16 protein-coding genes and 1 riboswitch are annotated in these 15,595 nt (G+C 66.4%); of the genes, 9 read left to right on the top strand and 7 right to left on the bottom strand.

Going from position 1 to position 15,595, the window contains the following annotated elements; translation table 11 throughout:
- Positions 1 to 50: 50 nt before the first annotated feature.
- Entirely contained in the window at positions 51 to 782 is a 732-nt protein-coding gene (locus J8I29_RS10470) for a transglycosylase domain-containing protein (protein ID WP_245196838.1), read from the bottom strand.
- Positions 783 to 1,061: 279 nt separating this feature from the next.
- Between J8I29_RS10470 and J8I29_RS10465 the strand changes: the two genes are divergently transcribed.
- Positions 1,062 to 1,931: a LysR family transcriptional regulator gene (locus tag J8I29_RS10465; RefSeq protein ID WP_105861164.1), complete on the top strand. Its 870-nt coding sequence runs from the start codon at positions 1,062 to 1,064 to the stop codon at positions 1,929 to 1,931.
- Positions 1,932 to 1,938: 7 nt separating this feature from the next.
- Here the strand turns inward: J8I29_RS10465 and J8I29_RS10460 are convergent, their stop codons facing one another.
- Entirely contained in the window at positions 1,939 to 2,364 is a 426-nt protein-coding gene (locus tag J8I29_RS10460; protein ID WP_209431590.1) for a cupin domain-containing protein, read from the bottom strand.
- A gap of 106 nt (positions 2,365 to 2,470) precedes the next feature.
- The gene (locus J8I29_RS10455; protein ID WP_209431589.1) at positions 2,471 to 3,355 is read right to left on the bottom strand and encodes a LysR family transcriptional regulator; all 885 of its coding nucleotides are present in this window, start codon (positions 3,353 to 3,355) and stop codon (positions 2,471 to 2,473) included.
- A 54-nt stretch (positions 3,356 to 3,409) separates the two neighbouring features.
- On the opposite strand from J8I29_RS10455, the gene J8I29_RS10450 reads away from it, so the two are divergent.
- Entirely contained in the window at positions 3,410 to 4,348 is a 939-nt protein-coding gene (locus J8I29_RS10450) for a DMT family transporter (protein ID WP_209431588.1), read from the top strand.
- 9 nt (positions 4,349 to 4,357) lie between these two features.
- Here J8I29_RS10450 and J8I29_RS10445 read toward each other — a convergent pair whose 3' ends face one another.
- Entirely contained in the window at positions 4,358 to 5,245 is an 888-nt protein-coding gene (locus J8I29_RS10445) for a LysR family transcriptional regulator (protein WP_209431587.1), read from the bottom strand.
- A gap of 100 nt (positions 5,246 to 5,345) precedes the next feature.
- Here J8I29_RS10445 and J8I29_RS10440 point away from each other — a divergent pair, with 100 nt between their 5' ends.
- Positions 5,346 to 6,413, top strand: coding sequence for a YeiH family protein (locus tag J8I29_RS10440; RefSeq protein ID WP_209431586.1), 1,068 nt, complete (start codon positions 5,346 to 5,348; stop codon positions 6,411 to 6,413).
- Here the strand turns inward: J8I29_RS10440 and J8I29_RS10435 are convergent.
- Both J8I29_RS10435 and J8I29_RS10430 read right to left on the bottom strand, forming a co-directional pair.
- Positions 6,400 to 7,407, bottom strand: coding sequence for a pyridoxamine 5'-phosphate oxidase family protein (locus J8I29_RS10435; protein WP_245196837.1), 1,008 nt, complete (start codon positions 7,405 to 7,407; stop codon positions 6,400 to 6,402). The two genes, J8I29_RS10440 and J8I29_RS10435, sit on opposite strands and share 14 nt — an antisense overlap.
- Before the next feature lie 134 nt (positions 7,408 to 7,541).
- On the bottom strand, positions 7,542 to 8,153 hold the full coding sequence (locus J8I29_RS10430; RefSeq protein WP_105861158.1) for a glutathione S-transferase: 612 nt from the start codon (positions 8,151 to 8,153) through the stop codon (positions 7,542 to 7,544).
- Between the two features lie 135 nt (positions 8,154 to 8,288).
- On the opposite strand from J8I29_RS10430, the gene J8I29_RS10425 reads away from it, so the two are divergent.
- The 4 genes from J8I29_RS10425 (at position 8,289) to crcB (ending at position 11,909) form a co-directional block, all read left to right on the top strand.
- A complete protein-coding gene (locus tag J8I29_RS10425) occupies positions 8,289 to 9,212 on the top strand; it encodes a LysR family transcriptional regulator (RefSeq protein ID WP_209431585.1) in 924 nt (307 codons plus the stop codon).
- 94 nt (positions 9,213 to 9,306) lie between these two features.
- The gene (locus J8I29_RS10420; protein ID WP_209431584.1) at positions 9,307 to 10,896 is read left to right on the top strand and encodes an ABC-F family ATP-binding cassette domain-containing protein; all 1,590 of its coding nucleotides are present in this window, start codon (positions 9,307 to 9,309) and stop codon (positions 10,894 to 10,896) included.
- Between the two features lie 29 nt (positions 10,897 to 10,925).
- Positions 10,926 to 10,985: riboswitch (Fluoride riboswitch) on the top strand.
- A 74-nt stretch (positions 10,986 to 11,059) separates the two neighbouring features.
- Positions 11,060 to 11,182 (top strand): hypothetical protein, encoded by a 123-nt coding sequence (locus J8I29_RS30270; protein WP_280870166.1) that lies wholly within the window; start codon positions 11,060 to 11,062, stop codon positions 11,180 to 11,182.
- 289 nt (positions 11,183 to 11,471) lie between these two features.
- A complete protein-coding gene (crcB, locus tag J8I29_RS10415; RefSeq protein ID WP_209431583.1) occupies positions 11,472 to 11,909 on the top strand; it encodes a fluoride efflux transporter CrcB in 438 nt (145 codons plus the stop codon).
- A 108-nt stretch (positions 11,910 to 12,017) separates the two neighbouring features.
- On the opposite strand, the gene J8I29_RS10410 is transcribed toward crcB, so the two are convergent.
- Complete coding sequence (locus J8I29_RS10410) at positions 12,018 to 13,190, bottom strand: ROK family transcriptional regulator (RefSeq protein ID WP_209431582.1); 1,173 nt, start codon at positions 13,188 to 13,190, stop codon at positions 12,018 to 12,020.
- A gap of 360 nt (positions 13,191 to 13,550) precedes the next feature.
- Here J8I29_RS10410 and J8I29_RS10405 point away from each other — a divergent pair, with 360 nt between their 5' ends.
- Together J8I29_RS10405 and J8I29_RS10400 are read left to right on the top strand one after the other, a co-directional pair.
- The gene (locus J8I29_RS10405; RefSeq protein ID WP_209431581.1) at positions 13,551 to 14,627 is read left to right on the top strand and encodes a Gfo/Idh/MocA family oxidoreductase; all 1,077 of its coding nucleotides are present in this window, start codon (positions 13,551 to 13,553) and stop codon (positions 14,625 to 14,627) included.
- Positions 14,627 to 15,460 carry a sugar phosphate isomerase/epimerase gene (locus J8I29_RS10400; protein WP_209431580.1) on the top strand — a complete coding sequence of 278 codons (834 nt, stop codon included), beginning with the start codon at positions 14,627 to 14,629 and terminating at the stop codon, positions 15,458 to 15,460. The genes J8I29_RS10405 and J8I29_RS10400 overlap by 1 nt, the downstream gene beginning before the upstream one ends.
- Positions 15,461 to 15,595: the final 135 nt, after the last annotated feature.

Raw genomic sequence — 15,595 nt, 5'->3', positions numbered from 1 at the left:
CGGACGAGACGTGCGCGGTCAGGCATTCCGCCTCCCCGAATCTCGATACCTTATCTCACGCAGTCGAAATAGCCGCTCGAGTTGCGGGCGCGGTTGACGATCAGACCGGCCAGGTTGCGCAGGCGCCGGGTCGGCGAGCCGGCGCTGCGGCGGATCGGATTGGGCAGCACCACGGCGAGCTGGGCCGCCTCGCGGGCATTCAGCCTGGAGGCCGGCTTCTTGAAATAATGCTGGGACGCGGCTTCGATGCCGTAGATGCCGTCGCCCCATTCGGCCACGTTGAGATAGACCTCCAGCACGCGCTTCTTCGACCAGACCAGGTCCGTCCACACCGCGAGCGGCACCTCGAGCGGCTTGCGGGCGAATGTCGGCAGCGGCCACAGATAGAGGTTCTTCACGGTCTGCATGGCGATGGTGGAGGCGCCGCGCGACGGCCCCTTCTCGCCGCCTCGCTCCAGGACATCGGCGATCGCACCGAAATCGACGCCCCAATGGCGGCAGAACTGGCCATCCTCGGAGGCCATCACCGAGAAGCGGGCCACCGGCGCGATGTTCTCGATCGGCGTCCAGCGCCGGTCCACGGACTGCCCCGTGAGATAGCGCCCCAGCATGGGCAGCGATATCGGCGGCACCACCGTATAGACGAGGGTGAGCACCACGGGCAGGGCGGCGAGGCCGATCGCGACCATGACGAGGCGCCGCCATAGCGTGCGCGAGCTTCTCCTGGCGGGCATTGCAACCCCAAGTTCCGGCCTGTCTTCGGGCGCTGCCGCGTCAGCCATCACCCCTGCTCGATCTCCTAAAACAAGGCGCGCTCTTGGCGGAAACCCGCCTTGCCTAAGCATTCTGCTCCGACGCGTCCTTGCGATTCCTGCCGCATCCGCAAAATCGCAAAATGCTCTGATCTCGCTCTTTCTTAACCTAAAGAGTCTGCCGGCGCATCCGGCTCGTAGGAAAGAGTTAATATCTGCGTCTGGAAAGAGCGATCCGAGGCTGCGTGCTGGGAAAGCGAAGCGTTCACCTTCATATTAGGGTCACTGCTTCGCCAGGCTCCACCGATCATGCATCCGAATATCACCTTCACGCAGTTGCGCTGTTTCGTCGCCGCGGCCGAGACCGGCGGCTTCACCGCTGCCGCTCAGCACATCCATCTTACCCAATCGGCCGTGAGCCAAGCGATCGCCGGGCTGGAGGACGCCCTCGGCGCCAAGCTGCTGATCCGCACACGCGTGGGCGTGAAGCTCACCGATCTCGGCGAAGCCGCCCTGGTGGAGGCTCAGGCCCTGCTGGCGGGAGCCCAGCGTCTGGCCGCCGTCACCAGGGCGAGCGACAAGCTGGCGGGGACGACATTGCGCATCGGCTCGGTGCAAAGCGCGGCAGCCAAGCTGCTGCCGGGCTGGCTCAAGCCGTTCCGGGCACTCTATCCCCAGGCCGGCATCACCCTGCATCTGGGCACCGACGAGGAGGTCAACGACTGGGTGCTCGCCGATGCCGTCGATATCGGCATCAGCGGCGAGCCGCATCCCGAACTCGACAACAGCATCGTCGCCAATGACGATTTCGTGCTGATCCTGCCGGCGGGCCACCCCCTCGCCAAGAATGCTTCGATCGGCCTGGAGGCGATCGACGGCGAGCGCGCCATCTTCCCCGGTGGAGGCGGCAACCGCCAGGTCGACGATGCGCTGGCCGCGGCCCGCAGCAAGCCGAATGTCCTGTTCCTGGTACGCGACAACGCCACCATCTTCGGTATGGTGCGCGAGGGCATCGGCCTCACCGTGATGCCCGACCTCACCTTGCCGGACGACACCAGCGGCCTGGCGGTCCGCCGGCTGACGCCGCCGCTGCGCCGCGACCTGCATGCTTCCGTCCGCAAGCAGGGGCTCAGCCCGGCCGGCAAGGCCTTTCTGGAGCTGCTGCCGATCGGGAAGTAGGCGCGCTTCAGTTCAGGGGAGCGGGCACCAGCCCGTATCGCCGCATGATCGCGCCCATCTCGGCGAGGTCGGGGGCGTCTGAAGCCAGCAATGCCGCCACTTCGCGGAAATAGTCGATGCCGAGCACGCCGGGCGTCAGCACGACGAGGCAGGTCGCCGGCGCCTGCCCATCATTGCGGAAGGCATGGACAATGCCGCGCGGGATGAAGAGGCTCTCTCCCACCCTCAGCCGGACCTCGCCATCTCCGATTCGGAAGGTCATCTCGCCCTCGAGACCGTAGGCCGCTTCGTCCCAGCTCTCATGATAATGCGCGACCGGCATGCGGGCATGCGGCTGAACGGTCATCTCGAACATATCGAGGCTGCCCTGCGTGTCAGCCTTGCTGTGCAGGAAGCGAAGTTCCAGGCCCTTGATGCTGATGATTTCCGGCATGGCGCAGTCCCCCGGCTGCCGGCTCCGAGGCAGAGCCTGACGGCGGCCATATCCAGCTTGCGCCCCAATCGCCTCCCCGGCAAGAGCGGGCGTTCCGGGCAGGCTTTCAGGTGGCCTCGGCCGCGGTCTCCAGCAGCCAGGCCAGGAAGAGTTCGGCGCCCCGTCGAATGGGCGGGCGGGCACGCACCCAGTAATTTCCGAGCAGCAGCCCGTCCTGCGGGCCGACGATAGCCAGCAGGCCGTTGCGCAGCTCGCGCTCGATCAGGCGCGGGGAGGCCAAAGTCATGCCGAGGCCCGCGCTCGCCGCTTCCCAGGCCGCATCGTCGATCTCGAAGCGGTTGGCCATGCGCACCTCGCGCCAGTCGACGCCATTGACCTCGGCCCAGCGGCGCCAGTCCCAGTCGTCCTGCGTCGCCGAGATCAGGGCTCCCGAAGCGGCCAGTTCCGTGGCGCCGGCATCGCGATAGCGGGCGGCCACATCGGGGGCGGCCACCACGACGCAGACATCGTCGAACAGCACCGCTCCTCCCTGGGCAGGATTTTCCGCCCGGGAATAGCCGATGACGAGATCGATATCGTCATGGTCGGCGATCGCCGAGACCGGTGTTTCCAGGCGGACACGGATGGAAGGGTGGGCCTGGCGAAAGCCGCCGAGGCGCGGAATCAGCCAGCGCAGGGCCAGCGATACCGAGGCGCGCACCAGGACCTCGTTGGCATCGCGCTGCAGAGCGGAGGCCGCCGCCGCGATGATGTCGAGCGCCGGCGCGGTCGCCGCCGCGAAACGCGCCCCCTCCGCCGTGAGCTCGATGGCATTGTTGGAACGGGCGAACAGGCGCACGCCCAGCCCCTCCTCCAGATGGCGCACCTGATGGCTGACGGCGCTGGCCGTCACGCCCAATTCCTCGCCCGCCGCCTTCAGGCTGCCGAGGCGAGCCGCTGCCTCGAAGACCCGCACGGCGTTGAGGGACGGAAGACGACGAGGCGTCTGCATCGATTTTCCTCATGCAGCAATCAAAGAACGCGTTTGTTTGCAGGGATGAAATCTGTGACCTCATCAAGCATGACGATTGCAGCAAAATCAACGCCGCTGGCCGGGGCACCCGGCATGAGCGCCAATGCCAGGGGCGCCCTCTGGCTCCTGGTCGGCACCGCCCTGTTCACCCTGATCTTCGCCTCGGGCCGTTTTGCCGGCCCCCTGCTAGCGATTCCGCAGATCCTCCTGCTGCGCTATGCCAGCGGCTTCGTCACCCTCCTCGTCGTGACGAAGGCCGGCGGGCAATCGCTCGATGCCCTGCGCAGCCCGCGGCCGGGCCAGCATTTCCTGCGCGCCTGCTTCGGCTGTTTCGGCGGCCTGTCGGCCATCTACGCCGCCGCCCATATGCCGGTTGCCGCCGCCAGCGCCATCGGGCTGCTCGAAGGCATCTTCGTGGTGGCCCTTGCCGTGGTGATGCTCGGCGAGGCCGTCGGTTCGCGCCATTGGCTCGCCGGCCTCACCTGCGGCCTCGGGGCGCTCGCGGTGGTGATCGGCCAGCATTCGGCCGCCACGCCCTTCGGCGACGTCACCATCCCCGCCGCGATGGCCCTGCTCGGCGCCGTGCTGATGGCCTTCGAGATCATCTATGTGAAACGGCTGACCAGGGGCGACACGCCACTTTCCATGCTGGCCCATGTCAACCTGTTCAGCTTCCTCCTGATGCTGGTGCCGGCCTGGCTGAGCTGGAAGAGCGTCGGCCCGGGCCCGATCCTGGCCTGCCTGATGCTCGGCCCCGTGGCGATCCTCGCCCAATATTGCAACATCAGGGGCTACCGCCTCGCCGACATCGCGGTGGCCGGGCCGATCGGCTACAGCTGGATCATGTTCGCCGCCCTGCTCGGCCTCCTCGCCTTCGGCGAGGTTCCCGATCTCAAGGCCGGGCTCGGCTGCCTCATGATCCTGGCCGGCGGCTATTGGCTGACCCGGCTCCCCGCGACCAGCGGCGGCTGAGAGACGACCTCACCCGCCAGTCTGGGTGATCACCATCTCCAGCATCTGCGAGGCCTTGGTGCGGTAGCGCTCGCGGTGGCGCAGCATGCGGAAGGCGCGGGGCGGCATGTCGAAGGCGATTCGCACCAGCCGGCCCGCCTGCAAATCGGGCGCCGCCACCAGTTCCGACATCACGGTCGCGAAGGGCCCCGAGCGCACGGCCGAACGCACCGCCTCGTTGGACGGCAGCACCAGAGCGATTTCGAGGGCGCTGGGATCGACGTCCCGCCCCCGCAACGCCTCCTCGAAGACCGAACGTGTGCCGGACCCTTCCTCGCGCATGATCCAGCGCGCGGTGGCGATGTCATAGGGCCGCACCGTGCGCCCGTCGGCCCAGGGATGGCCCGGCGCCACCACCACGATCAGCCGGTCATGCGCCACCGTCTGCACCGACAGGGCCGGCTCGTCGACGGCGCCCTCGATGAAGCCGATCTCGGCCTCCCCCTCCAGCACGGCCTGGGTGACGCTCTGGGTGTTGCCGATCTCTAGCCTGAGATCGACATGCGGATGGACGTCGTGATAGCGCGCCAGGAAGGGCGCCACCCAATAGCTCGCAATGGTCTGACTGGCATGGACCACAAGGGAGCCCCGTGCCCCGCTGCCGAGTTCGGACAGAGCCAGTTCCGCCGCTTTGGCCGAAGCGAGCGTCGCCCGCGCGGTGGGCAGGAATTCCCGCCCGCCCGGCGTCATCTCGATGCGGCGGCCGACACGATGGAACAAAGCCGCGCCATAGCGTTCCTCCAGCACGCGGATGGCCGAGCTGACGGCCGACGGCGTCAAATGAAGCGTGGCCGCGGCCTGCGTCAGGTGTTCACGCTCGGCCACCGCCACGAAAATTCTGAGCTGCTCCAAAGTCATGGCGAAATCATTCGATTGGATCGAATGATTTCTACACTATTTTGAAATGGATTGAATAGGGCCAATAAGGCAGAAGAAACCTGTAAATTGCAGGTGGATCATGAGCAGCAAGGTCAGCAGCTGGTTGGGCGATAGGACGGGAATTCGCGGGATTCTTCCCGGCGCGGGCCTGTGCATCATCGTCACCGCCCTCGCCATGGCAGCCGAGCTCATAGAGGCCAGCTTGTTCGGCAAGGCCTGGCTGGAGGCCCTCGTTCTCGCCATCCTGATCGGTGCCCTGATCCGCACCTTTGCCCAGCCGGCACCCCGCTTCGACCGCGGTATCACCTTTGGCGCGAAGACCCTGCTCGAGGTGGCGGTCGTCCTGCTCGGCGCCTCCGTCAGCGCTGCCGCCATCGCCGATGCCGGGTTCGGCCTGATGGCGGGCATCGCCGGCGTGGTGATGGTGTCGATCATGCTGAGCTTCGGCATCGGCCGGGCCTTCGGCCTGCCGCACAACATGGCCCTGCTGGTCGCCTGCGGCAATTCGATCTGCGGCAACTCGGCCATCGCCGCCACGGCGCCGGTGATCGGCGCCAATGGCAAGGATGTCGCCGCCTCGATCGCCTTCACCGCCGTGCTCGGCGTGGTCGCCGTGATCGGCCTGCCGCTGCTGGTACCCGCGCTCGGCCTCACAGCGGGGCAATATGGCGTCTTCGCCGGGCTGACCGTCTATGCCGTGCCGCAGGTTCTGGCCGCCACCGCGCCCGTCGCTGCCCTGAGCGTGCAGATCGGCACCCTCGTTAAGCTCGCCCGCGTGCTGATGCTCGGCCCGGTCATCGTGGTCCTGGCCCTGCTCAGCGATATCCGGCGCAAGGCGGATGCCTCGGCGGCAGGCGCGCCCGCCCAGGCACGTCCCCGCCTCAGCCAGATCGTGCCCTGGTTCATCATCGGCTTCCTGGTGATGATGGCGCTGCGCTCCTTCGGCCTCCTGCCCCAGGCCTCGCTCCAGCCGATCGCCTCGGCAGCCAATACGCTCACGATCATTTCGATGGCCGCGCTCGGCCTCACCGTCGACATCCGGGCCGTCGCCAAGGCCGGGCCGCGGGTGACCTCGACGGTGATTCTGTCTTTGCTCGCCCTCGGCGTGATCAGCTACGCGCTGATCGTCCTGCTCAAGGTTGCCTGAAGCCCGTTTCCAGCAAGGCACGCGCCTCCTCCCAATTCCCCGTCGCCAGGGAATGGGGCGAGGCACCGTCCGCGGGCGAGTGCCAGCGCAGCGGCAGGGCGCCCGGCCTCAATAGAATCTGCTTCGGCCGAAACCGCAGCAATTGCTCGGCGCCCTCGAAGGCGGCGATCTCCGGCCCCTCCAGGATCACCTCGCCGTCCCCCGAGAGCTGGAGCAGGTCTCCCGTCTCGAAATCGACGAAGGTGAAGCCGCAGCGCGGATCGGCCAGGATATTGCCCAGCGTGTTGAAGAAGAGATTGCCGGCAAAATCCGGCATCAGCAGGCTGCCATCGTCCTGCACCGCCACGAAGCCCGGCCTGCCGCCGCGATGAGAGACGTCGACCTGGCGGCGGCCGTCCGCGCGTGTCACCGAAGAGGCGATGAAGAGCGTCTCGGCGCCGGCGATCAGCGCCGCCGCGGGACCTTCGATGCGATCGAAGCGCCGGACCGGCAGCGTGGAAGCTGCGGCCGGATCGCGTGCGAAGCCGAAGTCGCGCAGGCGGATATAGCGCGGGCAATTGCCGAAGCTCTCGCCAACCTCGACGTCGAAGGCATCGGGCCCCGTGCGCCGTACCGTGCCATTGAGCCGGTTGCGCCGCCTCGTATGCAGTTCGATGCCGAGCAGGCCGATCGCGGCGCCGTCCTCCAGGCCGGAGGCCAAGGGGTCGGCGGGATCCGCCCCAGCCGCGACATGCAGCGTGCGGGGCTCGGGAGAATGGAGGAATCCTGGCCGGCCGGCCAGGATCGTCGCCCACATCTCGCCGGCATGATCGGCTGCACCGACGACGATGAAGGGAAGCAGCGGGTAGAAGTCGCGATGCTGCTCGATCAGATGGTCGCGCAGCACGCGCCGCCCGACCACATCCATGCGCTCGGCGGCTCCCGCCCGGCGCTGCAGGGCGAGTTCGCCCTCATGCCACGGCGAATCCGTGGCAACCGGCACTTTGCCGTCCATGACCTTTGCCTTTCCCGAAACGATGGAACGTGGTCGAGCGAGATGCTCCGGCACTGCCAGCATTCCGCCGGCTCCCGGACGCCATGCTCGGAGGGAAGAAGGGCCAGCGGGATGCTCGCGAGCCCACGAAAGCCTCAGGCTGCCAGCCCGATTGCGGTCTTCTGGAACGGCACAAAGCCTGGCAGGGCCTCGACCCGCCGCAGCCATGCGCCGATCTCCGCATAAGGCGTCAGATCGACATTCCCCTCCGGCGCCGAAGCAATGTAGCTGTAGAGCGCCACATCGGCAGCTGTCGGGCGATCGAGAACGATCCAGTCGTGTCCGACCAGTTCCTGGTCGATCAGCTTCAGGATGGCGTGCGCGGCCGCCAAGGTCTGCTCGACATCGTATTTGGCGCCGAAAACCGTGATCAGCCGGGCAGCGGCGGGGCCCATGCGGAGCTGGCCCGCCGCCACCGAAAACCAGCGCTGCACCGCGGCCCCCGCAGCTGGTTCGGTCGGCAGCCAGTCCTCCAGGCCGAGCTTGCGGGCGACATAGACGATGATGGCAAGCGAATCGGGCACGATCACGCCGCCATCGTCGAGAACCGGCACCTGGCCCAGCGTGTTGAGCTTGAGGAAATCCGGCGTCTTGTGCTCGCCGGCCTTCAGGTCGACATCGACCAGTTCATGCGGCACGCCCACCAGCGACAGAAACAGGTGAGCCCGATGGGAATGGCCCGACAGGGGATAATGATAGAGCTTCATGGACGACCTCCTTGCCGGACACCGGCGCGATGGGGAGGATCTTGATCATTTCAATGAGAATAGAGAATATTGATTGATTGGAAGACATCGTTCCAGATGGCGGAATAATTGGAACTCGCGAAAGCTGGGGGCATCATGGATCGCTGGCAGGCCATGCGGGTCTTCGTGAAGGTGGCCGAGAGCGGCGGTTTCGCCGAGGCCGCCCGCCGTCTGTTCATGAGCCCGCCTGCGGTCACCCGCGCCGTCGCCTTTCTCGAAGATGCCATCGGGGCGCGGCTTCTGGTGCGCACCACCCGCTCACTCAAGCTCACCGAAACCGGGGAGCGCTACCTGCATGACTGCCAGCGCATCCTGGCCGATCTTGCCGATGCCGAGGCCGCCGCCGCCGGTTCCTACACCACGCCGACCGGCACGCTGATCGTCACCGCGCCCGTGATGTTCGGCCAGCTCCATATCCTGCCCGTGGTCATGGACTATCTCGGCGAGCATCCAATGGTGAGCGCGCAGACGCTGTTCCTCGACCGCATCACCAATCTGGTGGAAGAAGGCATGGATGTCGCGATCCGCATCAGCCATCTGCCGGATTCGGAGCTGACGGCGATCCGAGTCGGCAGCATGCGGCGGGTGATCTGCGCCTCGCCCGCCTATCTCGCCGAGCATGGCGAGCCGCGCAGCCCGGCCGATCTGGCCGGCCACAGCGTCATCGCCAGGATCGGCGCCTGGCCGCGGCTGGAATGGCGCTTCGGCCGCGACCAGAAGATCCATGTCGGCATCCAGCCGCGGCTGATGTGCAATCTCAACGAATCGGGGATCTCGGCCGCCATCTCAGGCTGGGGACTGGTGCGCGTCTTCGCCTATCAGGTCGACGCCGCCCTGCGGGAAGGCACGCTTCGGGCGGTGCTGACCGAGTTCGAGGAAGAGCCGATGCCGATCCATATCGTGCATGCCGGCGGCCGGGCTCCCTCCGCCAAGGTGCGCTCCTTCGTCGATTTCGCCGTGGAGCGCCTGCGGGCCAACCCGATCTTCGGGGACCTTGCGCGAGCTCGCCCACTCTCCTAGATAGGAGACGTCGACCACCCCAGTGAGTGAGAAGCAATGGATCTGAACCTGACCGCAACGCCGCATTGCCTTGTGTCAGGGATCATCCATTCTCATGCCTGCTTCGATCACGCTCTCCCATCTCTCCTGGTCCACGCCTGACGGCCATGCGCTGTTCTCCGGGCTCGACCTGAGCTTCGGCCCTGAACGGTCCGGCCTTGTCGGCCGCAATGGCGTCGGCAAGACGACCTTGCTCAAGCTGATATCGGGGGACCTGCAGCCCCGATCCGGCCGGGTCATCGTCCATGGCAGCCTGGGGCGCCTGCGTCAGGCCGTGCAGGTCGGGCCGGACGAGACCGTCGCCGATCTCTTCGGCGTGACGGATGCGCTGGCCCTGCTTGCCCGGGCGGAAGCCGGCCAGGCCAGCACCGAAGAGCTCTCCGCGGCCGACTGGACACTGGAAACCCGGCTCGCCGCGGCCCTGGCCCGGGTCGGCCTGCCGATCGAGCCCGGCACGGCGCTGACGACATTGTCGGGCGGGCAACGCACCCGGGCCGGCCTGGCGGCGCTGGTCTTCGCCGAGCCAGACTTCCTGCTGCTGGACGAACCCACCAACAATCTCGACCGCGAGGGGCGGCGGGCCGTCATCGACCTCCTCGCCGGCTGGCGCGGCGGGGCAGTGGTGGTCAGCCACGACCGCGAGTTGCTCGAGGCCATGGACGCCATCGTCGAGCTGACCTCGCTCGGCGCCAATGTCTATGGCGGCAATTGGAGCCAATACCGGGCGCGCAAGGCCCTGGACCTGGCGGCCGCCCGCCGCGACTTGACCGAGGCCGAGAAGCGGCTCGACGAAACCGAGCGTAAGGCGCAGATCGCAACCGAGCGCAAGGCGCGCAAGGACAGTACCGGGCGCAAGGCGCGGGCCAAGGGTGATGCCCCCCTGCTGCTTCTCGACGCCAAGAAGGAGCGCAGCGAAAAGAGCGGAGGCGCGGGCGCCCGCCTGGCCGAGCGGCAACAGTCACAAGCGAGCGAGACTCTCGCCAAGGCACGCGAACGGCTCGAGATCCTGCAGCCCTTGTCGGTGCGCCTCGCGCCCACAGGCCTGCCCGCCGACAAGGTGGTCCTGCGCCTCGATGCACTGCGTTTCGGTTACGAGCCGCTTCGGCCCGTTCTCGACGGCCTGTCCTTCACGCTCGCCGGACCGCAGCGCGTCGCCGTCACAGGCCGCAACGGCAGCGGCAAGACGACATTGCTCGGCCTGATCACCGGCAGGCTTCAGCCGCAGGCGGGCAGTGTGTGGGTTCTTCCCGGCGCCGCTCTGCTCGACCAGGAAGCAAGCCTGCTCGACCCCTGCGAGACGATCCGCGACAATTTCAAGCGCCTCAACCCGCAGTCGGACGAGAATGCCTGCCGTTCCGCCCTGGCCCGTTTCATGTTCCGCGCGGATGCGGCTCTCCAGAAGGCCGGCAGCCTCAGCGGCGGGCAGATGCTGCGGGCCGGCCTCGCCTGCGTCCTGGGCGGAGAAAGGCCGCCGTCCTTTCTGATCCTGGACGAGCCGACAAACCATCTCGACATCGATGCGATCGAGGCGGTGGAAGCAGGCTTGCGTGCCTATGACGGCGCCCTGCTGGTGGTCAGCCACGACGAGAGCTTCCTTGATGCAATCGGCATCTCGCACAGGCTGGAGTTGCCGCCAACGGCTTGACCCCGCCAGGACCCGGGCCGTATTGTGGGGCATCGATAGGGGATGGAGTCCCCCCAAACCGCCGCAAGGCTGATGACTCCTACCAGGTGCTCGGCGCCGGTAGGAGTTCGTTCCATCTCCCGCTTTCGTCGAAGTGCCGCAGCGATCTCCCTGGAGGTATGCCATGCGCCCTTCGCGACCAAGACAGCCGATCCCCTTCCTCCTCCTTCGGATCTGGTCGATCCTGGCTGTTCTCGGCCTGATCGGCCTTGCCATCGCCTGGCGCCTGGGGCTGATTCCGCCATGAATCAGGCATTGCCGGGATTTCAGATTGGCGGTGGCCCAAACCTAATGCCGTTCCCTCGGGTGCCTTCGAGTTTGCACGACCTTTGTCATCGCCGGGCTTGACCCGGCACTCCAGCCCAGAGCCCGGTTAAGTCGCGGGTTTCTGGATAGCCGGGCCAAGTCCGGCTATGACAAATCGCAGTGTTTCCTTGCTGGATGATCCGCATTGGGCCTAAGCCCCGGCTATCCTCATCGGACCAGCCTATTGCCGCCGAAACCTTCATCTCTCTCACCGAATTTTCGGAGCATCCATGTCACCCGTGCTCGCCAACACCATCATGATCGCCCTCGGCGGCGCCATCGGCTCCGTGGGGCGCTATTGGATCGGGCTGTGGCTGGCGCCCTACAGCCAAAGCCTGCCCTGGGCGACCATCCTCATCAACATCGCCGGCTCCTTCGCCATCACCTTCTTCGGCACGCTGACCATTGCCAATGGCCGCGCCCCTATGCCGGATCTCTGGCGGCTGTTCTTCATGGTCGGTATCTGCGGCGGATTCACCACCTTCTCCTCCTTCAGCCTGCAGACCTTCGAGCTCCTGCACATGAACATGCCCTTGCGGGCGCTGATCAATGTCGGCGTATCCGTGGTGCTATGCGTCGCAGCGTCCGCACTGGGCTTCTATGGCGCGGCGACCATCAACGGCACGCAGCAGGCGGCGCAGATACAAGTGGACGAGGAAGCGTCCTGATCTCTCGAACAAAGCGCGTTCATGACAGAGCGCGCTTTGCTCTAATTGTTTGGTTGTACGCGTCTTCGATTCTTGATGATGCCGTCAAATCGCAAAACACTAAGGCCATCAACTGCCGATTTCGATGTTGGAGACGTCGAAATCCTGGTGATGGGCAATGGTGGCGGCGCCGATGGCGCATTCCATCTCGCCCAGGGTCGAAAGGCGGATCTGCGGCTTCGTCATCCCCGGCACGATGCCGGCGCCGACCGCCTGAGACAGCCTGTCGAGGCGAGCGGCCAGCACCGGACGCATGGCGCCCCCGAGCACGATCGTGCTGGGATTGAAGATGTTCGTCAGCGATGTCAGCCCGAGGATGAGATGGCCTGCCAGCTCGTCCATGGCGGTGCCGGCGTTGCGATCGCCGGCCTGGGCAGCGGCGGCCACCATGGCCGGCAGGGCGGAAAGACTGTCGACGCCGAAGCCCTGGCCGGGCCGGTAGGAGCGCTCGAGCGCGGCGATGTTGACGAAATTCTCCAGGCAGCCCTCCTGCCCGCAGGAACAGCGCGGCCCCGTTTCGCGGATGCGGATATGGCCGAACTCGTTGCCGGTCCCTTCGGCTCCGCGGACGAGGCGCCCATTGACGATGGCGGCACCGCCGCACCCGGCCCCGAGCTTGAGATAGACGATGGCATCGGCCTGCAGGCCGGGCTGGGTATAAACCTCGCCGAACGCGGCGGCATGGGCGTTGTTCTCGACGAAAACAGGCGCACTGAGCGCCTGCTCCGCCAAGGCCTTCAGATTGAGATCCTTCCAGCCCAGCATGGGCAGATGCACGACATAGCCGTCGGAGCGCACCAGGCCGGGCACGGTGATGCCGATCGAGCGCAGAGGTTGCGGCAGGCCGCGGGCATAGGTGGCGATGGCGCTCACTGCCGCATCGGGACCGACGGGATGGGCCAGGCGCGCGGTGCGGCTGTCGACCACTCCGAGCGCCAGGTCGATCAAGGCGAAGCGCACCACGCCGACGCCTATCTCGGCGCCGAGAAAGTAGCCGCCGCTCGGATTGAGGGCAATGTCGACACCAGGCCGTCCGACATCGCGGCGCGGGCTGTCTTCTCGGGAGATGCGCTGCTCGACCAGGAACGAACTGGCGGTGAGGTTCTCGACCAGATTGGTGATGGTGGCCGGGGTCAGGCCGAGACGCCGGGCGAGTTCGGCCCGGGGCATCGCGCCCTGCAGGCGCAACTGGGTGAGAATGCGCCGCTCGTTCACATAACGCGCGAAGGTTTGGTCAGCCATGATGTCGCCTCCGCCCGAATCTCTAGAATGGCTTTGCGATTCGGCCGAATCACCTGGAAACACAAAGACGCATCGATGCGGACAGTTGGAGCAGAAGTAGGTTTTCGCCCAAACATGCCCTGCCCCGGGCAAGGCGCGTTCAGGACTGAACGCTTGCTTACCTTGAGGCACTTTCTGCTAATAGCAGAAGCACCGCCCTTGTCATGCCTGCCCGACCGGGATTTCGAGCGACCTGTCCTCCGATATAGTGGACAAAACGGGACGCCTCTGGCCAGGCAAGGCTGTCATAGCAGCATAGGCCTTGCGCTTCCTATTTGTTTAGATAATAAATAAATTATCGAAATCCACAGGAACGCCGCCATGCCGAAGAAGGAAGATCACCGCCTCAAGGTCGGCGTGCTGGGCTGCGGCCCCATCGCTCAGGCCGCCCATTTCGAAAGCTGCACCAAGGCCCGCAATGCCGACCTCTATGCCATTTGCGACGTCGCGCCCGACCTCCTGGAGCGCATGGCCTGGACCCACAAACCCGAGAAGACCTTTTCGGACTATACCACCATGCTGGCCGATCCACAGCTCGACGCGGTCATCGTGGCCACCTCGGACGCCTTCCACGTACCGGCCTCGATCGCTGCGCTGGAAGCGGGCAAGCATGTGCTCAGCGAAAAGCCTGCCGGCATCGGCGTCGAGGAAGTGGAGACGCTGCGCGCCGCCGTGGCGGCCAGCGGCAAGGTGCTGCAGGTCGGCCATATGAAGCGCTTCGATGCGGGCCTGGAAGCGGCCAAGGCCTTCATCGACACGGAAATGGGCGAGATGCTCGCCCTCAAGGCCTGGTATTGCGATTCGACCCATCGCTATCCGATGACCGATGCCGTCCAGCCCCTGATCGTCACCAGCCGGCAGGCGCGCAAGCCGGCCGCCGACCCCAAGGCCGATCTGCAGCGTTATTACATGCTCGCCCATGGCAGCCATCTCGTCGATACCGCCCGCTATTTCGGCGGCGAGATCGTCGAGGTCGAGGCGCGCTTTTCCGAGCGCTTCGGTGCGCGCTGCTGGTTCGTCGACATCGCCTTCGCCAATGGCACGCTCGGCCATCTCGACCTCACGGTGGCCGTACGCATGGATTGGCACGAGGGTTTCCAGATCTATGGCGAGCATGGCAGCGTGCTCGGCAAGACCTATAACCCCTGGTACTACAAGAGCAGCGACGTCGATATCTTCCGCGAGAAGGACGGCGCCACCACCCGTGTCCTCGGCGCGGATGGCCATTTCTACCGCCGGCAGCTGGAGGGCTTCGCCGACGTCATCCTCAAGGGCGCGCCAATGCGCGGCGCCGGCATCGAGGACGGCGTCGCCTCCGTCAGGGCTATGATCGCCATCGCCCAATCCGTCCGCGAAGGCCGTGCCGTGCGGCTCGCCGACGTCAAGGGAGAGTTGTGATGCGGCTCGGCATCTTTGCCAAGACCTTCCCGGGCGACACGCCGGGAGCGGTGATGGCGGCGGCCCGCGTGGCGGGTTATGGCAGCGTGCAATACAACATGGCCTGTTCGGGTCTGCCTTCCATGCCGCAGGCCATTCCGGCTGGCGTGGCCGAGGCGGTCCATGCCGCAGCTCTCGACCAGAATCTCGAGATCGCAGCTGTCTCCGCTACCTACAACATGATCCACCCCGATCCGGCCCAGCGCTGGCGCGGCCATGACGGCCTGGCGGTCATCGCCGGCGCAGCCCGCGGCATGGGCACCCGCCTGCTCACCTTGTGCACCGGCACACGCGACCCTGACGACCAGTGGCGTGGCCATCCGGACAACGCCACGCCGGAGGCCTGGCGCGATCTCGCCACCAGTCTGGAAACGGCGCTCGATATCGCCGAGCAGCACGATGTCGATCTCGGCATCGAGCCGGAACTCGCCAATGTCATCGATTCGGCCGCCAAGGCCCGCGCGATCATCGACGAAATGGCGAGCCCCCGGCTGAAGATCATCCTCGACCCGGCCAATCTCTTCGAGGTCGCTTCGCGCGCCGAGCAGCAGCGCCTGGTCTCCGAGGCCATCGACCTCCTGGCCGACCGCATCGTCATGGCCCATGCCAAGGACAGGGACGCCGCCGGCGGCTTCACCACCGCCGGCAGGGGCGTGCTCGACTACGACCACTATCTCGCCGGGCTGGCCCGCATCGGCTTCGATGGTCCCCTGGTCACCCACGGCCTGGCTGCTGATGAGGCGGAGGAGGTGGCGGCATTTCTCGGCCGGAAGCTGGCGGAGGTGATTGCGTGATGAGGGGCGCCGACCCCCGCAGAACCACTCCCTTCTCCCCTTGCGGGAGAAGGTCCCGGCAGGGGGATGAGGGGTGTTGCACCACATTCGACCCGCGTAGCGAGACCCCTCATCCGCCCCTTCGGGGCACCTTCT

This window comes from Labrys sp. LIt4, assembly GCF_017813775.1.
GTDB lineage: Bacteria > Pseudomonadota > Alphaproteobacteria > Rhizobiales > Labraceae > Labrys > Labrys okinawensis_A.
Note: the sequence above shows the minus strand (reverse complement) of the source record. Positions and strands in the feature narration are given on the sequence as shown.